Origin of the sequence: Paenibacillus mesotrionivorans, assembly GCF_046098205.1 — a bacterium.
GTDB classification, from domain to species: domain Bacteria; phylum Bacillota; class Bacilli; order Paenibacillales; family NBRC-103111; genus Paenibacillus_AR; species Paenibacillus_AR mesotrionivorans.
In genome coordinates, this window is sequence record NZ_JBJURJ010000008.1 from 161,403 (window position 1) to 182,953 (window position 21,551).

21 protein-coding genes and 1 tRNA gene are annotated in these 21,551 nt (G+C 43.8%); 7 read left to right on the top strand and 15 right to left on the bottom strand.

The window, feature by feature from the left end:
• Positions 1–320: 320 nt before the first annotated feature.
• Positions 321–406, top strand: a tRNA-Leu gene (locus tag ACI1P1_RS13990).
• Between the two features lie 143 nt (positions 407–549).
• Here ACI1P1_RS13990 and ACI1P1_RS13995 read toward each other — a convergent pair.
• From ACI1P1_RS13995 to ACI1P1_RS14005, 3 genes are all read right to left on the bottom strand, one after another.
• Positions 550–765 carry a hypothetical protein gene (locus ACI1P1_RS13995; protein WP_416217011.1) on the bottom strand — a complete coding sequence of 72 codons (216 nt, stop codon included), beginning with the start codon at positions 763–765 and terminating at the stop codon, positions 550–552.
• A complete protein-coding gene (locus ACI1P1_RS14000) occupies positions 762–1,931 on the bottom strand; it encodes a tyrosine-type recombinase/integrase (RefSeq protein ID WP_416217012.1) in 1,170 nt (389 codons plus the stop codon). The genes ACI1P1_RS13995 and ACI1P1_RS14000 overlap by 4 nt, the downstream gene beginning before the upstream one ends.
• An 83-nt stretch (positions 1,932–2,014) precedes the next feature.
• Positions 2,015–2,203 (bottom strand): helix-turn-helix domain-containing protein, encoded by a 189-nt coding sequence (locus ACI1P1_RS14005; protein WP_416217013.1) that lies wholly within the window; start codon positions 2,201–2,203, stop codon positions 2,015–2,017.
• A gap of 288 nt (positions 2,204–2,491) precedes the next feature.
• On the opposite strand from ACI1P1_RS14005, the gene ACI1P1_RS14010 reads away from it, so the two are divergent.
• Entirely contained in the window at positions 2,492–3,469 is a 978-nt protein-coding gene (locus tag ACI1P1_RS14010; RefSeq protein WP_416217014.1) for a hypothetical protein, read from the top strand.
• A gap of 135 nt (positions 3,470–3,604) precedes the next feature.
• Positions 3,605–4,732 (top strand): hypothetical protein, encoded by a 1,128-nt coding sequence (locus ACI1P1_RS14015; protein WP_416217015.1) that lies wholly within the window; start codon positions 3,605–3,607, stop codon positions 4,730–4,732.
• Between the two features lie 53 nt (positions 4,733–4,785).
• Here the strand turns inward: ACI1P1_RS14015 and ACI1P1_RS14020 are convergent, their stop codons facing one another.
• From ACI1P1_RS14020 to radC, 6 genes are all read right to left on the bottom strand, one after another.
• A complete protein-coding gene (locus tag ACI1P1_RS14020; protein WP_416217016.1) occupies positions 4,786–4,923 on the bottom strand; it encodes a hypothetical protein in 138 nt (45 codons plus the stop codon).
• Between the two features lie 10 nt (positions 4,924–4,933).
• Positions 4,934–5,125, bottom strand: a complete 192-nt coding sequence (locus tag ACI1P1_RS14025) for a hypothetical protein (RefSeq protein WP_416217017.1) — start codon at positions 5,123–5,125, stop codon at positions 4,934–4,936.
• 31 nt (positions 5,126–5,156) lie between these two features.
• Positions 5,157–5,984 carry a hypothetical protein gene (locus ACI1P1_RS14030; RefSeq protein ID WP_416217018.1) on the bottom strand — a complete coding sequence of 276 codons (828 nt, stop codon included), beginning with the start codon at positions 5,982–5,984 and terminating at the stop codon, positions 5,157–5,159.
• Positions 5,985–6,075: 91 nt separating this feature from the next.
• The gene (locus ACI1P1_RS14035; RefSeq protein WP_416217019.1) at positions 6,076–6,207 is read right to left on the bottom strand and encodes a hypothetical protein; all 132 of its coding nucleotides are present in this window, start codon (positions 6,205–6,207) and stop codon (positions 6,076–6,078) included.
• Positions 6,204–6,575, bottom strand: coding sequence for a helix-turn-helix domain-containing protein (locus ACI1P1_RS14040; RefSeq protein WP_416217020.1), 372 nt, complete (start codon positions 6,573–6,575; stop codon positions 6,204–6,206). The genes ACI1P1_RS14035 and ACI1P1_RS14040 overlap by 4 nt, the downstream gene beginning before the upstream one ends.
• 373 nt (positions 6,576–6,948) lie before the next feature.
• Positions 6,949–7,557 (bottom strand): RadC family protein, encoded by a 609-nt coding sequence (gene radC, locus ACI1P1_RS14045; protein ID WP_416217021.1) that lies wholly within the window; start codon positions 7,555–7,557, stop codon positions 6,949–6,951.
• A 429-nt stretch (positions 7,558–7,986) separates the two neighbouring features.
• Here radC and ACI1P1_RS14050 point away from each other — a divergent pair, with 429 nt between their 5' ends.
• Both ACI1P1_RS14050 and ACI1P1_RS14055 read left to right on the top strand, forming a co-directional pair.
• A complete protein-coding gene (locus ACI1P1_RS14050) occupies positions 7,987–10,200 on the top strand; it encodes an AAA family ATPase (protein ID WP_416217022.1) in 2,214 nt (737 codons plus the stop codon).
• Entirely contained in the window at positions 10,182–12,068 is a 1,887-nt protein-coding gene (locus tag ACI1P1_RS14055; RefSeq protein ID WP_416217023.1) for a UvrD-helicase domain-containing protein, read from the top strand. The genes ACI1P1_RS14050 and ACI1P1_RS14055 overlap by 19 nt, the downstream gene beginning before the upstream one ends.
• A gap of 551 nt (positions 12,069–12,619) precedes the next feature.
• On the opposite strand, the gene ACI1P1_RS14060 is transcribed toward ACI1P1_RS14055, so the two are convergent.
• The 4 genes from ACI1P1_RS14060 to ACI1P1_RS14075 all read right to left on the bottom strand — a co-directional run bounded on the left by ACI1P1_RS14060 (position 12,620) and on the right by ACI1P1_RS14075 (position 16,451).
• On the bottom strand, positions 12,620–14,326 hold the full coding sequence (locus ACI1P1_RS14060) for an NTTRR-F1 domain (RefSeq protein WP_416217024.1): 1,707 nt from the start codon (positions 14,324–14,326) through the stop codon (positions 12,620–12,622).
• Between the two features lie 174 nt (positions 14,327–14,500).
• A complete protein-coding gene (locus ACI1P1_RS14065) occupies positions 14,501–14,704 on the bottom strand; it encodes a hypothetical protein (protein ID WP_416217025.1) in 204 nt (67 codons plus the stop codon).
• Positions 14,705–14,791: 87 nt separating this feature from the next.
• Positions 14,792–15,754, bottom strand: a complete 963-nt coding sequence (locus ACI1P1_RS14070) for a 2-hydroxyacid dehydrogenase (protein ID WP_416217026.1) — start codon at positions 15,752–15,754, stop codon at positions 14,792–14,794.
• 97 nt (positions 15,755–15,851) lie between these two features.
• Positions 15,852–16,451: a GNAT family N-acetyltransferase gene (locus ACI1P1_RS14075; protein WP_416217027.1), complete on the bottom strand. Its 600-nt coding sequence runs from the start codon at positions 16,449–16,451 to the stop codon at positions 15,852–15,854.
• Between the two features lie 586 nt (positions 16,452–17,037).
• Here ACI1P1_RS14075 and ybaK point away from each other — a divergent pair.
• On the top strand, positions 17,038–17,544 hold the full coding sequence (gene ybaK, locus ACI1P1_RS14080) for a Cys-tRNA(Pro) deacylase (protein WP_416217028.1): 507 nt from the start codon (positions 17,038–17,040) through the stop codon (positions 17,542–17,544).
• Positions 17,545–17,839: 295 nt separating this feature from the next.
• Here ybaK and ACI1P1_RS14085 read toward each other — a convergent pair whose 3' ends face one another.
• Positions 17,840–18,676, bottom strand: coding sequence for an AraC family transcriptional regulator (locus tag ACI1P1_RS14085; protein WP_416217029.1), 837 nt, complete (start codon positions 18,674–18,676; stop codon positions 17,840–17,842).
• Between the two features lie 171 nt (positions 18,677–18,847).
• On the opposite strand from ACI1P1_RS14085, the gene ACI1P1_RS14090 reads away from it, so the two are divergent.
• Positions 18,848–19,948, top strand: a complete 1,101-nt coding sequence (locus ACI1P1_RS14090; RefSeq protein ID WP_416217030.1) for a glycoside hydrolase family 88/105 protein — start codon at positions 18,848–18,850, stop codon at positions 19,946–19,948.
• Between the two features lie 57 nt (positions 19,949–20,005).
• On the opposite strand, the gene ACI1P1_RS14095 is transcribed toward ACI1P1_RS14090, so the two are convergent.
• Positions 20,006–21,469, bottom strand: coding sequence for a cryptochrome/photolyase family protein (locus ACI1P1_RS14095; RefSeq protein WP_416217031.1), 1,464 nt, complete (start codon positions 21,467–21,469; stop codon positions 20,006–20,008).
• Positions 21,470–21,551 lie beyond the last annotated feature (82 nt).

Genomic DNA, 21,551 nt, shown 5'->3' on the forward strand with positions numbered 1-21,551 from the left:
TCCCGTTTTAACGGAACTGAGACGACCTTACAGCCATCCCATCGCCCCAACAACGCTCAAAATTCCCGCTAAGCGCCTCTCAGTTCCGTAAGAATGGGAAACACTCCTTTTCCGCTCCTAAGAGCCTCTCAGTTCCCTTATGCGCGCTCCCTCATCACCAGGTTAGCGGCCGACGGATAAATTCGGAAAATTCAAGCGTTGACATACCGCGGATATTCATGGTACTATAGCTTTCGTTGGCGCCAAAGCAAGGAAATGCAGCAATTGCAGGAATTGGGCAATTTCACTGGTTTTTCTCCGCTTGACAGCCTAATGGCCATGCCGGGATGGCGGAATCGGCAGACGCACAGGACTTAAAATCCTGGGGTGGGTGACCACCGTGCGGGTTCAAGTCCCGCTCTCGGCACTACAAAATCAAGGGTTTCAGCTCACGCGGCTGAAGCCCTTGATTTGTTTTAAGAACGATTTGCTAACATTTTGCTAACGCCGCTTCTTTTTTTCGATCCATACGGCTTTTCCAACACGCTTATTCTCATGTTTGTGCTTGCTTTAAGAAGATTGATTGCTGGCTTGGGAGCTACGTTCGAGAATACCGTCACGCTCCATTCTCAGACGCTGGATTTCCGCTCTAATGGCTTCCTTGCGGCAAGGTAAAGTGTTTGTGTCACTATACTCTAAAGTTAGTTTTACATGGGCTTTGGCAATGTCCAGCAGCGCAGATGCTGTTCCTTCATCGTTTAATGCTCGCCACACAGCATAATTCATTGAGCCACTCCCTTTGCTTCTTTGGAAAATAGATCATTAATTCTTTGAGCCGTATCCTTTTTTGTCTCCATATCAAGGTGCGAGTAAGTATCAGCTGTAAGTGTTATCGTGGAATGGCCCAACCATACTTGGATTTCTTTGAGACTTACGCCATGTTTTATTAAATAGCTGGCAGTAGAGTGTCTGAGATCATGAAATCTGATATGCGGTAACTTGTTCTTTTCAAGTATTTCCTTGAACTTATGGTTCAGGTATTCTGACTTTATAGGACTTCCATTCGGCCAACAGCAAACAAGACCGCTATCGTCATAATCTTCTCCGAATAATAGCTTGTCTCTCTTTCGTTGCTTCTTTAGATTTTTTAAGTAGCGTTCAATATTGTCCATCAAAGGTAAAGTCCGCTGGCTGCTTTCACTCTTGGGCTTCTTCACAACAACCTTTTTGCCGATTTTCACACGGACTTCTTTAATTGAGATTGTCTTCTCTTCAAAATTGATGCAGTCCCATTTTAATCCGAGCACCTCGGAACGGCGAAGACCATAATGAGCCGCGATAAACACAGCCGATTCTATTGCTGTGCCTGAGCAAGCCTCAAATAGCTCCTCAAGTCGGTCAACTGGGTAATAGCTTGCATTATACTTCTCTTGCTTCGGAAGCACGATTCGATCAGCAGGGTTGAATGGAATCAGGTTCATTCGAACAGCGAAATCCAAAGCACTCTTTATATTGGCATGATGCCTTCGCAATGTTTTAGCGGACAATCCTTCTTTGCCTGATGCTTGGTCGCCCTGATGTTTAGTATCGTAATATTTTTGCAGGTGTATGGGCTGAATTTCTTGCAAGAGTAAATTATTCTTACTTTTGAAATAGGGAATGATATGCTTGGTTACAATCATCTCATACCCTTCCCACGTAGTCTCTTCGACGTTGCTTTTAATGACATTATGAAGCCAATCCAGCATAAAGTCAGTGAATGCAAGCTTCCGCTGTGGTTGAACGAAGCTATTATTATCTATCTTCGTAAGCGTTTCTCGTAAAATCTTCTCAGCATCAGGTTTCTTTTCGCACTTGGTATTAATCCATTTTTGTTTCCTCTTGCCTGATTCGTCTTTTGTTTCGACGATGATGTACCAGTAATTTCCACGTTTAAGCAAGCTACCCTTCATGTGCTTCGACCTCCAAATTATGTTGTTGAAAATGAAATAGACAGGAGCGCAATTGCCCCTGTCTGCAAAATAACTTTCTCAAATTACTTCACTTTAGATAGTACATATTCTTCAATACAGGTCTTCGGAATCCGATACGCTTTTCCGATTTTAAATGATTTAATTTGCCCGGAACGCAGCAAATCATAAGCTTTATTTCGACCGATTGCCAGTATTTCCATCATGTCTGAAATGGTTATAACATCATCGTAGTCTATAAACATAGCACACATCCTTTCTATGGTTCTCTAAGATATAATATATACTTGAATCTGTCTTAATTTCGTTTTATGGTGTATGTAACATTACTTTTCCCATATTCCCGCATTCCCCCGTTCCCAAAACTGTTTGTTATCTTTTGATTTAGGTAGACTGAGTATGTAATTAATTGATTTTGGGCATTTTTTAACTCTCCTTTCCGTGACATTGATTTTGATTATTACACTTTTGTTTGGCTCAAAATTAATTATTATTCGTTAAATTGTACCTGCTTAAAATTGAATGGAACAGGTGGTGCGAATATGGAGGAGTATCAGTCAGAGGATTTTATTGAAAAATATGTTGAGAAAGTGAAGAAGGATTTCTTAATTGAGATCAGGCTAAATGACTTAAGGACAAAAATAAACAGAATTCTTCAAAAAGAGAATCTTTATTTTGATGATGAAACGTATCTTGTTTTGCAGTCTGAGACCAAAGAAACCGAGACTAGAATATGTAATTTCTTTGTCTTGCCTACTCATAGCTTGTACTTCGATGATGGTGAGAAGATTCATGAAGCAGGGATTGCAGTGGAACTATATTCACAATTAAGCGATGAAAAATATAAACGTATTCTTGTTAATCTGAGTGATGAGGCAATTGAGAAAGGCAATTGGTTGACCGCGGCATTCATTGATCGTGACTTTTTTGTTTATAAGCCTGATTTGTATAGGCACCTTAGGATCGCAATAAAATTGTCGTCACGCATCATTAAAAAAGAAGCCAAGAAAGTTTTTTATAACGAGGAGTGGCTTGAAGACGATGATGCTGTGGAGCATATTTCAGAATATAAACGCAGCCAAGAAATGCTATCACTAAAGAGATCCAATAACCAAAATGAAAAAGAAACTCATGGTAATGAAGACATAGATGCAGTACAATTTTTAGCGGCTCAAAAGCAGTATATCTCTGAGATCACATTGCTTTCCTTCCCAGAGAAACCTTCCGACGAAACTAATGAATGGGGCTGGGAGGATAATGACTACTACTACCTTGTCTACTCCAAAACATGGAGTTGGATTCGTGCTCATTTCAATCGCAATGGGTTTAAGCTCATATTAGATGAAAAGGATTTAGATCATTATCTGATTGAAGCAGGTGTGTTTGAAAGCAATGAAGTAAGAGCAAAGAGTAAGTTAAAGCGCGCTGATCGCAAGACTCCTCCGCTAAGCAAGCGGGTATTTATGATAAATAAAGCTAGATTTAATGAGTTTCTATCTGAAAAGCGTAGTGGAATCTAATTGTAATATATATGTATATTATTTACATCAATTTCATTTATATTGAACATATCTACACTCGACAATTCTGCATTGTTGCTTCATTCTGTAAGAAAATAAAACTGCGCAAACACATCTTTGAAGGGATGTGTTTGCGTGAAAATTGGATATCATACAGTGTTGTTGTCTATCCCAATTGATTTTTATACCGCTAAAGCATTATTTGAAGCGTTAAAAATATGCTCAAAACAATACCATGCCAAACATTTCAAGCAAGAGTGGAAGCATATATCATGGACGGAATTCGAGCTATTCAAGGATAAAGGATTGCGAATCTTTTTGAAGGATTATCATTACGAGAGGGATAACCAAAAATTCGTTTATAAAACGTTTGAAATAAGAATGAATCCCAAGCGTCTATGTGAGAATAATCAGTATGTTGAGGTCAGCCAATATGAGGATTACCAGGCGATTTCAGCGGCTTTCAAAAAGTTGCTAAGACCCGCTCGGCAGGAATATAAACAGTTCTGCTTAAATCATTATGATCCACTTGCTCCTAAGTTCATTTTTGATGATATTTCGCAATATAGAGTTGATCGTATTGACTATTGTATTAACATCCGAATACAGCATATGAAACAATACATGGAACTTATCCGCCGCGCCGATAAGCCGAAAACATTTGAAATGAGTCTTGAGGATAACCAGCGTACAAAACGGAAAGAACCATATAAAAATGCCTTCCGAATCGAAAACCATTCAGTTGTGGTGAATTTTTATAATAAGCACCATCAGATGACTCAAGTATTCGGCAATGAATTTCCACGTGGACAAGAGTCGGAGCAAATTATCCGTCTGGAAGTGCAATGTATGAAAAGAAAGGTGAACAACCTAAAACACTATTATGGGGTTGCTGATAGGTCTTTGCTGGAGTTTTCCAATGAAGAATTATCGGAGAAGGTACTTCTGTCGTACTATGAGAAAACTGTAGGATATGAGGATTATTACACCCTTCAAGAGGCAAGAAGGTTTATACACCAATCTGATTATAAGCGAAAAGACCAGGAACGAATGATTGAGGTTCTGGAGCTTATCAATCTTAAACGTTCAGTCTGGAAGGCTAGAGAAGAATATGAAGATGAAAAGAAAAAGTTCAATGAGGCACTTAAGCGCATAAAAAAAATGGGCATAAACCCTGTCACTATTCCTATAGGATGGGGACTTCATGAGCTTCCCAACCTATTGGGAGAATTGACAGTTGTTTATGACCCGAGTAATGGTTAACTATTTGTTGTGGAATCCACTTCCCGCATGAAGTAAATGGCTATTGAGAAGAATTAATCATCAGAATCAGAATCATTACCATATTTTTCATTCAACTCTTGAGCCGTCTTAATCACATCAAAGCCGTTTTCAAGCGATTTACTAACAGCATCAATTGCCGCATCTTTCATATCATCCCATCTGTTACCCATTTTGTTCCTCCTATTTAAACCAATTTTTTGTGAGTTGATATCCACTTGCTCCTCCTGCCCCTGTGCCGAGAAGGTAGCCTACTGCCGTTCCTATTCCCGGAAAAACCAATGTTCCAATTGCTGCCCCAGCACCTCCTCCAACCAGAGCAGAACCGCCTGTCGTAGCTGTTTTCGCAGCGGTTTCAATCAGTTTCTCGCTCATCTTTATCACCTCCCTTCAATGAAGAAATGAATTAGTTTAGCTTGTTGGTTACCACGATTAAATGAGTGAACTTACCGCCGATTTTATTTCCGACTTCTGTTCGGCCAATAGGGTATCCGGTAATTGTTATCGTTTGGCCTACCTTTATGCTACCACTTGCGACCATGCTGAAGAATTCCACAATAGTTCCATCGTCCGTTTCCATGACTACATCTGAGCCCAGCCCCGCCTTTCCGGCATCACTCCCCGGTGGATAATCCTCAACGACACCAACTTGACCTGTAAAGGAAATGGCTTTGCCGTAATAATTCCAAGGAGTTTTCAGAACCTCCTCAGGTGAGGCTTGCTCCCCTGATGGTATGTCCTTAATTACCTTTAACATGTCCATGGCTCGTTGCAGATTGCCATTCTCTATGGCATCAACTTCATTTTTGTTCCAAGCAGGATTTCTCAGCTTGTCTTCCTTCTCCTTTGTCTTCGCCTCTTCTTTAGCCTTGGCTTCTGCTTCTTTAGAGGTTTTGGCAGCAGCCTCATTCTTTACTTTTTCTTCGGCTTTTGCCTTTTCCTCTGCTTCCTTTTTAGCCTTGTCTTCTACCTTGGTCTGATTTCCTGCATCCGTGCTTGGACTTACAGTTTGTTCAGCCTTGGCTACTGTAGCCTTAGATTCGTTTTCTATTTCCGGGGCGGTGGCAATGGTCACAATGAACAGCACAATTAGAGTAAGTCCGTAGTAAAGAAAAACCTTTCCACGTGTTCTTTTTTCTAGCTGCCCCCACTTAAAAACAATACTTGGCTTGATTAAGCCGATAATAAGGGTGATAAAGCAAACGAATAACAATAATCCAAACAGCGCCGACAAATGATTCACTCCCTTAGATGATGAATTTGTAAATTATTGGTATGCCTCAGTTTAAGCCTTTCTCAAAAGAATTTCGCACAATCACCTCAATCTAATTTTGTTCTTGTCCAATCTGCTCTGTTCTTCTCGCAACGAGAAGTTTCTTTTTTCTGCTATCCAAATCCCTTGTCAATACAGGAATTCCAGCCTGTCCGAGACGACGTAAGTCAATCAGCTTCATCATCTTTTTTCTTCCTCATCATTGTGCGTGTTTGTTGTGTCCGTTTCAGAACGTGATTTCATGGTGCTAGTCTTAATTGCGTCAATCATAAGCTGTTTCAAATCGTCGGGATTAAAGACTGCCAATACAGTCTTTTTGTTTTTCTCGACGCAATCAGTTAGCTCGGAGTCACCTATTAGACTGCCGATAGGTACTTCAAGACCGTTTGCAATTTTCTCTAGCGTATGGATGGTAGGGTTATTTTCTCCTCGTTCAACCTGACCAAGATAAGAGGTATTAACCCCAGAATGTAGAGCTAATTGCTCTTGACTTAGTTCTTTCTTCAACCGCAATAGCCGGATGTTTTCACCAATCTTTTTGACAGTATTCAAACTCTTCACCTCTATAAAAAGGATATGCTTTTCTGTTCTGTGTCTCAATATGGTATAAGCGGTAAATTAACGTATATAAATATGATTTCTTGAATATGTCATTTAATAAAATGATTAGATGCATCACACCCTTATTTTGAAAATAAAAAAGATGCCTACAACGAGGCAACAGAAAAAATGCATGAGAAAAAGGCTTCATCTCATGAATCTCTACTGTTGTCTTGTGTCTGCATCTCAAATGTCGATTATTATTTATTATTGAGTAGATTAAGAAAGAAAACGAACTATGCAACAATGGAATTACTAGATATCATACATCATTTTGGTTCGTTAGTATACTAGCAAATTGCAGAATGTAAGTTTTGAGTTCGGTTCACATCAGCCCCTGTTCTTTAAGAGATACAAAATTGCCTGATCCAATTATGATGTGATCCAATACTTCTATGCCAATGAGTTCGCCAACGCTCACAAGCCGCTTGGTTAGCGCAACGTCTTCTGGAGACGGGGTAGAGTCCCCGCTCGGATGATTATGGGCACAAATGATCGATGCGCTACATCGTTGAATCGCGGCGCGAAATACTTCACGGGGATGTACGATTGTGGCGTTCAGAGAGCCGATGGAGATGATTTGCTTAGTGATTAAATGATTTTTAGTGTTTAAAAACAAGCATACAAAATGTTCTTTTGTCAGATGGCTAAGTTCCGGCGCGAGGAGGGTGAACGCATCTTTAGGGCTTCCGAATGTGTGAATTTCTCCGCTTGGTACTGTGAGCGCTCTTGCCAGTTTGAGCATTGCTGTAATTTGACGTGCTTTGCTTATGCCAATGCCTTTGATTGTCGTTAACTGTTGTTCAGTAACGTCCAATAGTTCTGTTGTCGTGGGGAATTGTTCAAAAAGTTGCTGGATCGTGTAGCTATTCTGCTGTTCTTTGAGTGATTGAGATAAAAGCGACTTTAAGTCTTCACTGTGTGGAACGTTCATTTAGACTCCTCCTGATAAATGTTATTGGGAAAGAGAAAGAGCCGAACATATTTGGATTGTGTCGGCTCCCGCATGAATAGTCTCTTGCGAAGACTACCTATCATGCATAGGTATCATGGGTATAATATATATTTTAATTTTTTAAGTTTTCATTTTAGTTTGGTGCTCATCAAGGAACTAATCCCTTTGCTTTGATGTAATAGCTTTGATTATTATTCTATCGTATAAAATCCCCAAATAACGAAGGGAGAAAAAAGGGAAATGAAGGAATATGTCGAATTAACATATATCCATCAATTTGAAAATTTCCCACTAACTACGCAGAGGCATAATCAATTACATACAAGTTAGATTTAAAACCCTTTACAATTGTCGTGATACTAAAATTTTAGTCATTAATGCTTATTTCAAAAAATGGGGGTTGAAGGAATGAAAATTAGCAGATTAAAGGTGGATAATTATAGGTTATTGAAGAAATTTGAAGTGGATTTAGAAAAAGAGTTGTCAGTTGTTATAGGTAAAAATAATTGTGGCAAAACTTCTTTGCTTTCAATCCTAGATAAATTTATTGGAAAAAGAGCAACTACAAATGCATTTACCTATGATGATTTTAATATCGATTTTCAAAAAGAAATTCAACAACTGGTTGAAAATGATATTGATGATGTAGCTGAAAATCTGAGTCTCGGAATATCACTTACTATTTTTATAGAATATGATGAATCTGACAACTTAGCAAATATCAGTAAGTTAATGATGGATCTCGATCCTGACAATAATACAATTGTAATTAAGTTTGAGTATGTATTGCTGAAAGAGGATCTATTAAAAGTAAGAGTTGAGTATAAACAATATAAGAATGAACTAGAGAAAGGTAATAAACGCAGGAAGACTATTAATGAGTTTTTAAAGGATAACCACAAGAAATATTTTAAAATATTCAAAAAAGCTTTAAGCTATGATCGGACTACTTTTGTTGAAGATCAGAACGACTTTGTTAATCTAGGAAAGGAGAATGTTCTTCTCGAAAAAATAATTAGTTTTAAGTTAATAAGTGCTAGAAGGAATGTTACAAATAACGACTCGGATAAAACTTTATCAGTTTTATCTTCGAAATATTATGAGAAGAAAGAAGATAAGGACAATAAATCAGAAAAAATTCAAGATTTCAAAGAAACTTTACGTAATACAGACTCTGATTTAAACGAAATTTATGATGGACTATTCGCTGATGTTATTGATAAAGTTAAAAGATTTGGTGGAATAAATAAAGGCGACTCAGTAATAAAGATTGCATCTACATTGCAACATAGGGAGCTTTTAAAAGGTAATACAACAGTTATGTACGATCATAATACTGAACATTCTCTGCCTGAAAATTATAATGGTCTGGGTTATTTAAATCTAATAACTATGATATTTGAGATTGAGATATTACTTAGCGAGTTTAGGATGGAATCAAGTGAAAATCAAACGCCTGCTGATATTAATCTACTCTTTATTGAAGAGCCAGAAGCTCATACTCATCCCCAAATGCAATATGTGTTTATAAATAACATTAAAGAAATTCTAAGGCAATCAAGTAGTGGTGGGGATGGTAAATCTTTTAACTTGCAAACAATCATCACTACTCACTCATGTCAAATAACATCAGAAAGTAATTTTAATGATATAAAATATTTTTACAAGTCAAGTAGTAGTCAGGTGAATTCAAAAAATTTAAGAGATCTTCAGAAACAATATGAGCAAGATGGAGAAATACAATCTTTTAAATTTTTAAAACAATATCTGACGTTGAACCGAGCGGAACTATTTTTTGTAGATAAGGCAATATTTATTGAAGGTGATACTGAAAGAATCTTACTTCCAGCTATGATGAAGAAAATAGATCAAGAATATAAGGATAATCCTTTACTCTCTCAGAATATATCTATTGTAGAGGTAGGTGCCTACTCACAAGTATTCGAAAAGTTTATTAATTTTATTGGAATGAAATCTTTAATAATTACTGATATTGATTCAGCCAAAAAAAATTACGAAATTGATAGCGATGGAAACAAAAAAGAAAAGAACACAGAAAAATGTAGCGTTTCTGATAAAGATGCAAATGCTACAACAAATTCTTCTTTAAAATATTTTTTTGCTGCTACTTATGATTATTTTAATAAGTTTGAAAATTCGGAAGTGGCTGCGACTGCAGAACCAGAAGCGCCTGTTTCAAATAAAGTAAACGAACTTGGATTTTATTTGAAGTTAGATTTGACTAATAAGCTTCTCCGTAAAGATGTTGAATTAAAGCAGTGGGTGCCAGATGAAAACGGAATTATGCTTGTAATCTATCAAGTGACTGAATCTGATTCTAAGGGAGACCTCTATTCTGCCAGAAGCTTTGAAGATTCATTTTTTCATTTAAATAGACAGTTTATTATTGATAATAAAGATAATTTTAGAAGTTTGAAGAAAATAAAGTATTTTGAAGAAGGCAAGGATCCTTATTTTTTGGCTGAGAATTGTGTAGATAAAAAGCCCAATTTTGCAATGGAGATTCTGCTCAATAGTAAGGAAGAGAATGGTTTAGAGTTTTCTAATTGGGAGATTCCATTATACATAAAGGAAGGTTTACTATGGTTGAAGAACAGTTAGAAATCGAAGTTAGAGAAATATTTGAATGCGTTAAGGATAAAAAAAATTTCCTCTTAAGTGGTGGAGCTGGTTCTGGAAAAACATACTCATTAGTTCAAGTTATACGGAAAGCAATAAAGGACAATCCATTAGCTAAAATTTCTTGTGTTACTTATACAAATGCAGCAGTGAAAGAAATTGAAGAAAGAGTGAATCACCCTAATTTATGGGTATCCACTATCCATGATTTTTTGTGGGATAATATTAAAAATTATCAACGCGATTTGAAGAAAGCATTAATAAGCCTTTTGAATGATGAAGAGTCAAGTATAATAAGTCCTGACGGTGCAGTTGAAATGTCATATTTTAATAATTTAAAAGAAGGCATTCAGTATAAAGAATATAATCGAATCAAAGAAGGAATTATTTCTCATGACGAGATGCTTGTTTTAGCAAATGTTATGTTTAAGAATCATTCATTACTATGCGACATTTTAAAAGATAAATATCAGTTTATTTTTATTGATGAATACCAAGATACAAGTCCTTTGGTTGTAGAGATATTCTTGGATCATTTACGGAAAAGTAAGAAAGAAAACATAGTGGGCTTTTTTGGAGATTCAATGCAGTCTATTTACGATGGTGGCATCGGAGATCTAAATAAATATATCGAATCCGGTTTTATAACTGAAATTCGCAAGAAACAAAACAGAAGAAACCCCAAATTAGTGATAGAATTAGCAAATAAACTAAGACTCGATGGCTTGGTACAGGAGCCTTCTATTGATCCGAAAGCTCCTAACATGGTAAATGGTGGAATCAAGCAGGGTAATATAAAGTTTCTATATTCTGAAAATATAAATTTGGAGGAGATAAAGCAGACAGTTCATTTTATGGGGTGGGATTTTAACAATCCGAAGCAGACAAAAGAATTATATTTAACACACAATTTGATAGCATCAAAAGCAGGATTTCCAAATTTGATGGAGATTTATGATAAGGATCCTATAATAGGTTTAAAGAATGAAATTAAAGCCAAAATCAAAAAAAATGATATTTTAATAGATGAAAGTAGTTCATTTGATCAAATAGTAGATTTGGTTGCTCTAAAAAATAGACAGAGACAACTGAAAAAGGATCTTATAACTCAGGATTTAGAGCTAAATGCACTCTATAATCGATTAAAGGATAAACCTTACTCGGAGGTTAAAAATATTTATTTGGATAAAGAAGCACTAATTGACGACAAGAAACAAGATGAAGAGGATGAAAACAAAAAAGGCTCAAAGAGAGATCCTTTAATAAAACACCTTTTTAAAATTCAATCAATTGTTCATCTTTACAATGAGAAACGTTATAATGAATTTATTGGTAAAACAGAGTATGCTATTACATCAGTAGGTAAGAAGAAAGAAATTAGTGAAATCATTTCGGAAATTCACAAATTTTCGAGTAAAACAATTGAGGAAGTTATTGACTATTCTGATTCTAAATTAATTTGTAGAAAAGATGATAAATACAATAGATTTATTCAAGAGAATGACTATGTTTTTAATAGAGTTAAGGAAGTAGAATATAGAGAATTTCAAAATTTATTTTATTATCTGGAGGGATACACCCCATTTTCTACACAGCATAAGATTAAGGGTGCTGAGTTCGAGAATGTATTTGTAATATTAGATAATGGGAAGTGGAATAACTTTAATTTCGAGTACTTATTTTGTGATAGATCAGACAAAGAATCAATATACTTTAGAACAAAGAAAATTTTTTATGTGTGCTGTACGAGAGCTAGAGATAACTTAATTTTATTCTTTCATAATCCTAATGAAACTATTATTAATCAGGCGAAAAATTTGTTTGGAGAAGTAAATGTGCATAAAATTTAAATCTCTACGAATATATTAATCCCTAAGTTAGAACTATTTAATGTTTAAGATTTACTAACCAAAAGCAATATTGTAATAACTTAAGCTGGTCAAGGGTAGTTCACACTTTTTCTTTTCCGAGCGCCGCGGCGCACTCGAATGTAAAGAATATATATTTCAAGAAAGCCTTGTCTCGCAATGTCCCACAAGGCTTTCCTCTCTTCTTTTCTCTGGCCTTGATGAGATCGATTGTGATACAAAGAACCGCTGAAGTGAAAAGTTTCTGCCCTTAATATTGCTAACATATTTGCTAACATGCCTCCATATGCAAGTTCCTGAACCTACAAGGAACTGAACACAAAAAATAGCCTTTAACCCGCTTAGTTAAAGGCTTTTCGTCCGGTATTTCCGCAACGTAGAAGAACACCTATTAATGCCATTTCAGGACTTAAAATCCTGGGGTGGGTGACCACCGTGCGGGTTCAAGTCCCGCTCTCGGCATAAAGCAAAACCTCGTTCCTTTTTAGGAGCGAGGTTTTTGTATTCTTTGGGACTACTTCATCCTATCGGTGCTACCGTTGATCACTTATTGTGGCGCTGTTATTGTATTGTGACAGTGCGGTGGTCGGATCGTAAGGGGCTCCGGTCACGGTACCCACCAATAAGGCAATATCCACCGCATTTTGCGGAATACCCCATGAATTATCCGAAAAGACGAAGATTGCCCGGTCCACTACCCAGCCCCTTGTGTTGTACACCACATTATTCATGATCGTGCCTGTGGAGTTGGGATTGAGGTAGGCCGCCTGCCGAAGGGAATAGAATACATTATTGACTGCAATTAAATTAGTGACGTTGCCCTGGGTGAGAAATCCGCGGTTAACCACCCATCCAGAGGATGGTCCCGCTTGAGGCGGACCAAAGATGACACAATTCTCTATACGGTGATTCGAGCCGGCCAATTGGATGAACTCTACGGCATACGCCAAATTGCTTGTGATGGTCAGACCATCTAGAATCACACCGGTCCCGGTTACCAATAATGCAATGACCGCAGCCTGGAGCTGCAGCACCGTATTAGCATATCCACGGATGGTTACATTCGCTTTGTTCACCGTTATGGTGGTTGTAATCGGATAGGTTCCTCCCAGGATATTGACAATGCCCGTCGGCGAAACGGCCGCAATGCCCTCTTGGATTGTGCCGAAGGGACTGGCTTGAGTCCCATTGCCTCCGGTTGCTCCTGCCTGGACAAATACATTAAACGGGTTCGGCTCAAAAACCCCTGTAGCGCCAGTCGCTCCTGTGAAGCCCGTGGCACCTGTGGCACCTGTTGGCCCTGTGGGCCCTGTCGCACCCGTTGCTCCTGTAGCGCCTGTTGCTCCAACTGTTGCACCAGTGGGGCCGGTTCCCCCAGTCGTTCCTGTCGCTCCGGTTGCTCCGGTAAAGCCTGTTGCCCCGGTTGCCCCCGTCTCTCCTGTTGTTCCCGTATCCCCTGTTGCCCCGGGTTCCCCCGGTAATCCTGTTATCCCCGTCATGCCTGTAGGCCCTGTGGGTCCAGTTGGTCCGGTCAATCCAGTTCCTCCTGTTATTCCAGGCTGTCCTGTAGGCCCTGTCCCTCCCGTTGCTCCGGTGGATCCAACAGTTGCTCCCGTAGGTCCTGTCCCGCCAGTTGCTCCTGTTACGCCGGTCGCTCCGGTCACTCCTGTGGTTCCTGTTCCTCCCGTTGCTCCAGTTGCTCCGGTAATTCCCGCAGTTCCTGTCCCCCCAGTTGCACCGGTTGCTCCTGTAGCACCTGTTGTTCCTGTTCCCGAATCAACAGCCTGCATTAAAACTACTTCATCCAGCAGTGTGCTGCTTGTGCCCGCCACAGCAGCATTGCTGAAGGAAACCTGGGCGAAGGCAGCATTATTGGGAACAATGGATGTCACTCCTTCATAACTCTGCCAGACTGCATTGGACAAAGTGTTTGCGGGAACCAACAATGTAAGGCCCGTCATCAAAAAGACAAAACCCGCATTATAAAAATTGACTGTTGCCGCAATCTGCTTACTGGGCAAGGCCTGGGCATTTTTGAGCGAAAACCCCAGGTAATAGCCTTGCCCCGGAGTCACCGGTACAGCCTGCTGTAATGATGAAGAAATAGTCCCTCCTGCCATTTCGGCACAGAATGCCCCATCCTTAGCCCCGGTACTGATCGAGCAGTTCACGGGAAACCAGCCGCTGAAACCTGCTTCAAAATTAGGATTGACCAGCATGTTATTCAGTTGAACAGCCATCTTGCCCTCTCCTTTCTCTTCCAAATGGAATGATCCGTACTCATCATTTTGATATATTCTAGATAGGATATTCATTTTCTTAGAATGTTCTACAGAAAATAAGCATCTACCCCAGCACAAAAAATCCCCCTGGGACAGGTCCCAAGGAGATGTGGATTATGTTCCCTCAGCGCCTTAGCGCACACGAAATTCATAGGTTTGCCGGGGATAATGCTCCCCATCGTCATAACCGATGAAGACCTCGTCCTCTGTAATCTTGGTGATAGACCCGCCGCAATCGATAAACTTGCCGTCCTTCCAGATTTCCACCGCGACCGCAAAATATAAAGCATTGTCAAAATCGACGGACGCCGTCAGGACATCTCCTTTTTTAAACATAAGCCCCATACTCCCCTCGCAGAATTTCTCTAATCATAGAACAGAATGCGCATGTGATCAATCGTTCCGGCCAATATTCCCTAAAGCTCACCGGATCATAGTAGGCGGTGTCTGTCCCTGTACGAACGCAGTCAGATTCTCAGCCGCCAGCATGGCCATCTTCAACCGTGTTTCCCCTGTGGCCGAGCCGATATGCGGCGCCAGCACCACGTTGTCCAGCCGGGTCAACGGATGGTCTCCGGGCAGCGGCTCCTCCACGAACACATCCAGTCCCGCGGCATGGATGGTTCTCTTCTCCAAAGCCTCCACCAGCGCCGCTTCATCTACCGTCGCTCCTCTGGAACCGTTAATGAAGATGGCTGACGGCTTCATCAGGCTGAGCTCCCGCTTACCGATCAATCCGGCTGTTGACGGAGTCAATGGCGTCATCAAGCATACAAAATCCGCTTCCCCCAGCAGCTCATCCAATTCGAAGTACCTGGCGCCAAACCGCTCCTCCGCTTCCGGCTTCCGGCTGCGGTTATGGTACAGAATGTTCATGCCGAAGCCGAATTTGGCCCGCTGGGCGATGGCATTGCCGATGCCGCCCATTCCGATGATGCCCAGCGTTTTGTGATGCACATCCACCCCGTACCAGCTGTCGGAGGGCTCCGTCCCCCACAAATCCTTGCGGACGGCGGCATCCAGCTCCGGAATTCTCCGCGCTGCTGCCAGCATCAATGCGATTACTGTATCCGCCACGGTTTCGTTCAGCACCTCCGGGGTATTGGTGGCTACAATCCCCCGCCGCTTCAGCTCCTCTATATCCAGGTTGTCATAGCCCACCGAGGTGTTGCAGACAATCCGAAGCCGTGGAGCCTGTTCCAAGAGCGCCCGGTCCACCTTGAGCCCGGCACCCAGAAGGCCTTCTGCCTCCTTCAGGGCATCCAGGAAGCCGGGATACACCACATCCGTCAGCTTTTCAAAATAGGTAACCGTACAGGTTTCGGCCAAATACTCCAGTACCGCGGGCTCCACTTTTTTGTAAACGATAATGTTGGGTTTGGTCACACTCTCCACTCCTTCTGGGGTTTGCATGATTGTATGTAAAACAAAAAGCACCGGCTGCCACAAGGCGCCGATGCCTCTTATTGCTGCAGTCTAAAGTTTAATGCCGTCCCGAGCCGTGAGTGTCCAATGCACCTGCATGGATTTCCGGATAGGTAAGCAGGTTGTCTTCGTGAAAATCGCGAACTTCCGCCAGCTTATAGTCGCTCCACTGGTCCACAGCAAGCTCGTACAAGGGCAGCAGTCTGCCTTCGATGCTGGAATCCGCCTTGGCAATAAAACGGGCGCCGAACTTGCGGTAGAAGGACTCCGCATGGGGATCGGCGAAAAAATACAGCCGCGGAATGCCAAGCTTCCGGCATTGCTCCAGGGCATGCTCCATCAGCTTGGTGCCGATGCCTTGCCCGATATATTCCGGCCGGATGTAGTTATGCTCCAGCCAATAGCCTTTATGGATAAACACTCTTCCCGCCCAGTAATCCTCGTCGGCCTTCACAATTGCATAATAACCAAGTATCATGCCGCCGGTCCGAGCGGTGTAAACCAGATTCTTGCTGATATAATCTTCCGTAATGTTCAGTTCATCCCGCCAAATATCGTAATACCGGTCAGGATAGTTGCAGTACCGTTTCGAGCGAAAAGTAAGATCCGTCAATTGCATATGATCCGCTGCATGGGCTTTTTCAAAGGTTATCGTCATAAGAGCTCCCTCTCTATTATTTTCCCTTTAAGCTTTCAGCGCCAACTCCAAAATGATTCATTTTCAAACACAGTTGCATGTTTAAGAGGTCATTGGCTTGTGATAGGTATGAGGTTTTGGTGAAACGGATGAAAAGGGTGAGGTTTTTCGTGAAAGAGAATTTGGAAGAGGAAAAAGAAATGAGATTGTGAAGCTTAAATCCCGGGTTCCCCTATGTCAGCTCCTTTCTTTTATGAATAACAGTATTCCCCAGGCGGGGTCGTGCGCGGTTTTTTTCGAGTCTCCGGCGCTAATGGGCCGAAAGCTCCTTACTCCATTATATGCCGGAGACAGCGGAGAAAACCCTTCCGGATTGGTGCTTTCTGTGAACAAACTCCCCCACAGCGCACCCTCCATGTCTTACTCCTTCTCCACCAGAGGCGGGTTCTCCTCTATTTTCGTGAAAAAAGCTTCATACTTTTATTATAACGGAATATTCCGAAAATTAGCAAATGAAGTTTGCTGATTCGGTATACCCATTTTTTCCGTTCACCGGCAGGGCGGCAAAGGGTTATAATGGAAGTTACTGAAGAAAGGATGACTGAGCATGTCAACACCAAAAACCAATGCACTTCGTATGCTGGACAAGCATAAAATCGCCCATACTGTTCTGGAATATGACCATGAGGACGGACAAATTCATGGAACGGCGGTGGCCGTGAAGGTCGGCCGCCCTCCGGAAACGGTATTCAAAACGCTGGTGGCCCATAGCGGGAACCGCCTGTTGGTGTATGTGATTCCTGTTGGGGAAGAACTGGACCTGAAGAAGGCCGCCCGGGCAGCCGGGGAAAAGAAGATCGAAATGCTGCCCATGAAGGAGCTGCAGCCCATGACCGGTTATATCCGCGGCGGATGTTCGCCGGTAGGGATGAAGAAGCTGTTTCCCACTTTTATTGATAAAAGTGCGGAAACGCTGGAGCGGATAGCGGTAAGTGCAGGCCAGGTGGGCCTGCAGATGGAGCTGGCCCCCAAGGAGCTGGCTGGACTGGTGCGCGCATCATTCGTGGAGCTGGTGAAAGAAGCATCGGAGCAGGAGCAGGTGTGGGAGGAGTAGCTGGCGGGTAACTGGTAATGCTGAAAACCGTTGTTGGGGGACCTTCTTTCACTAATCTAAGTGGTCTCGTGACCGTATAGGTTGAAGTGGTGGCAGGTGGAATACAAATAGTGCTAGGCCCCTGCTTGTTCAAATAACGGAAACCTGTTTCCGTTATTGCGGCGGCCACCATCCCCGCTGCTCCAATAGCGGAAATCGGCTTCCGCTAAAGCCCTCCTTTAGACACTCAAACTCGCATTATCGGAAAATTGCTTCCGTTATTTCACAAGAGACTAGTTTGAGCCCCCCGCCCCTATCACATCGGCTTCCGGTAAAACAGTGGCGGATGCCCCGTCACCTGCCGGAATACCCGGCCGAAGTGGGTGACACTGCCGAAGCCGACCTTCCGCGCGATGAGACTTGCCTTCAGGTTGGTTTCCTCCAGCAGCTTCATGGCCTCCTTCACCCGTACGCTGTTTACATACTCCACAAAGGCGAACCCCGTCACCTCCTTGAAGAAGCGGCTCAGATAATACGGGCTAATAAAAAACCGCTCCGCCAGCAGCTGCAAGGACAGCTCCTCCATATAGTGCTCGTTGATATGCCGGACCACCGCGGATATCCGCTCATGCATCGGGCTGGGGTACTCCGGCTGCTCCTCCCCCTTCTCCGCCATCCGCCGGCAGCTGAACAGCAGCAGCTGCTGCGCCAGCGTCAGCGCGAACATCTCAAACCCCGGCTCCTTCCGCTGCACCTCCCCGATTATCCCCCGGGCCAGCTCATCTGCATACAGCCTCTCCTGCAGGCTGCACCGGACAATCCGGTAGTCCGCCCCGGACAAGGGGGCCAGCACCTCCCGTCCCCCCTCCTGTCCGGGCAGCATCAATTCCCGATGGATATTCACGATGAGCCGTTCATGCTGGGGCTCTGCCGCGTTGGTGGTGCGGTGCAGCACATTGGGAGACACAATCATCACATCCCCCTCCTGGATCACCAGGGTCCGGTCACGGATAAAAAACTCTCTTTTGCCCGAGAGCAAATAATAGATTTCATAAGTCGGATGAAAATGGCTTTTGGCCATATGATGGGATAACGCCTGCCGGTGGGTCAGGGAAAAGGTGCCCTCCCGATTCTGGTACGTCAAATCCTCCACACCGATCCCTTCCTTCTATAAACGGATAACCAAGCACTTGCTTCATGGTATAATTTTGCACACAAACCCGCAAGATATAAGAAGATTTCTGTCCGTTTCGCAAATAATGTGCATTTTCATATGGTATCATCATGAAAGAAGAGAATCAATCTCAAGGAGGAACATTCACACATGTCAGAAAAAACAGCTTTGACCCCCATCGGCTGGGCAGAAAAAGCCTGCGAAGCCCTGATGAACAAATTCGAGCCGGAGCAATTGCCTCCGGACCGCTTCCACTACCACCAAGGCGTCTTCCTCTCCGGCATGGAGAAGGTTTGGCAGCAAACTCATAAGAAAGAATATTTCGATTACATCAAACGTTGGGTGGATTCCCAAGTGCAGCCGGACGGCAGCGTTAAGAAGTTCAACCGCGACGAGCTGGACGATATCCAACCCGGCGTATTGCTTTTCAATTTGTACAAGGAAACCGGCGACGAACGCTACAAAACCGCTCTCCACACCCTCGTTCCCCTCCTGAAGGACTGGAATGTGAACGAAGAAGGCGGCTTCTGGCATAAGGGCCGTTATCCGAACCAAATGTGGCTGGACGGGCTTTACATGGCCGGACCTATCGCGACCATGTTCGGCAAAACCTTCGACCACCCGGAATACTTTGACATGATGACCTTCCAGGCCTTGCTCATGCACAAACATACCCATGACGAAAAAACCGGCCTGCTGTTCCACGGCTGGGATGCCAGCAAACAAACTCCTTGGGCCGATCCGGTTACCGGGCGTGCACCGGAGTTCTGGGGACGGGCTATCGGCTGGTATCCGGTTGCTCTTCTGGAAATGTTCGAATATATGCCCGAGGACCACAAGGACAAGGCCAAGCTGGTGGAGATCACCAAGGATCTGCTGATCGCCCTGACCAAGTTCCAGGACCCGGCTACAGGCCTGTGGTATCAAGTAATCGACAAGACAGACCGTCCGGACAACTGGCTGGAAAACTCCTGCACCGCCCTCTTCGTCCATGCCATCGCCAAGGCTGTCCGCTTCGGATACCTGGATGAATGCTACATGGAGTATGCTTGGAAAGGCTATCAAGGCGTCATCGACACCCTGAAGTTCGACGACAACGGCTTCGTGCGCATCGGCAATATCTGCATCGGCACCGGCATCGGCGACTATGCCCACTACATCGCCCGCCCCACCAGCGAAAACGACCTGCACGGTGCAGGCGGCTTCCTGCTCATGTGCGCGGAGATGAACCTGGCCAAGCCCCGCGGCTAAGCTTAAGGCTATATAAGGTAAGAGACAGACCTCTTGAACATCGGAGGTCTGTCTTTTTTATTGCGTGTTCATAATCCGGTACGCCTCCAAGGCCCGTTCCCTGGCAAAAGCATGGTCCACAACCGGCTTCCGGTACGGGCTGTCCGGGGCAAGCCCACACTGGTCCAGCACACCGGAAGCGACTTTCCACGGTTCATGGATAAGAGCGTCCGGAAGCTGCCTAAGCTCGGGAACCCATCTGCGGATATAGCTCCCCTCCGGATCAAACCTCCTGCTTTGGGCGCCAGGGTTAAAAATCCGGAAATACGGCGCCGCGTCAAACCCGCTGCCCGTTACCCATTGCCAGCCCATGGCATTGTTGGCCGTGTCCGCATCCACCAGCGTCTGCCGGAACCACGCCGCCCCTTCTGTCCAGGGAAGAAGCAGATGCTTCACCAAAAAGGATGCCGCCACCATACGCACCCGGTTATGCATCATTCCCGTCTCCCACAGCTCACGCATCCCCGCATCCACCAGAGGGTAGCCGGTCTGCCCGGCTTTCCAGCGGGCCAGCGCCTGAGGATCATCCGCCCACGGAAAAGCGGCATAGGCCTTCCGCATAGGCGAATCCACCATATGCGGGAAATGGACCAATTGATCATAAGCAAATTCCCGCCACACCAGTTGCCTCAAAAAAGCCCCGGTATCCGCCTCACAGCCATCAGCACCGCCAGACCTGCCAATACCGGACGATAATGCTTCACCGGCTTCACGCAGGACATGCCAAACCCTCCGCGCACTTACATTCCCCCAAGCCAGGTACGGAGACAGCCGGGAGGTGCACCCGGAATCCGGATAATCCCGCCCCTCCGCATATCCCGTTACATGCTCCCCTGCAAATTCCTCCAACTGCCGCAGCGCTCCCTGCTCTCCCGGCTGCCAATGAGCAGCCAGCTTGCCGTACCAGTTTGGGCCCTTCAATAGCCCCAGCTCCTCCAGGCTCAAGGAATCTCCCTGGACCGGACTGGGGGCAAGGGCCGTTGGAGGAGGCAAAGGCGGATACACCTGTTCCTGCGCCAGTCTCCGGTGAAACGCGGTAAAGACCCGGTATGGCTCACCGGCCCCGTTAACAATAGTCCCCGGCTCGAACAGCAGCCTGTTATGGAACCACACTACTTCCAATTGTATGGCCCCCAACCGCTGCGTAAGCTCATCCTCCATACGCTGACTGTCCGGCTCATAGCTCCGGCTTGTATAGATTTCCCTGGCCCCAATCCCTGCCGCAAGCTCCTCGAGAACTTCGCCAGGCTCTCCCTGCCGGAGAAAAAGTGGAGCACCCAACCGCCCCAGTGCTGCCGACAGCTCCTTCAGGGACTCATGCAGCCACCATCCCGAGGCCGTACCCGATAACCTCTGGTGCTCCTCTGCCGAGAGGATAAAAACAGGCACGACCCGGCCTAGGCTGGCTGCCCAAAAAAGCGGATCATAGTCCTGAACTCTCAATTCCTGGCGGAACCAAACGATTACTGTATTTTCACTCATGCTCCCATGGCTCCTATTTAAAAATTTGCATTAAAAAAGCATCCGTGCTATTGACCTTTTGTATAACTTTTGAGTAATATTT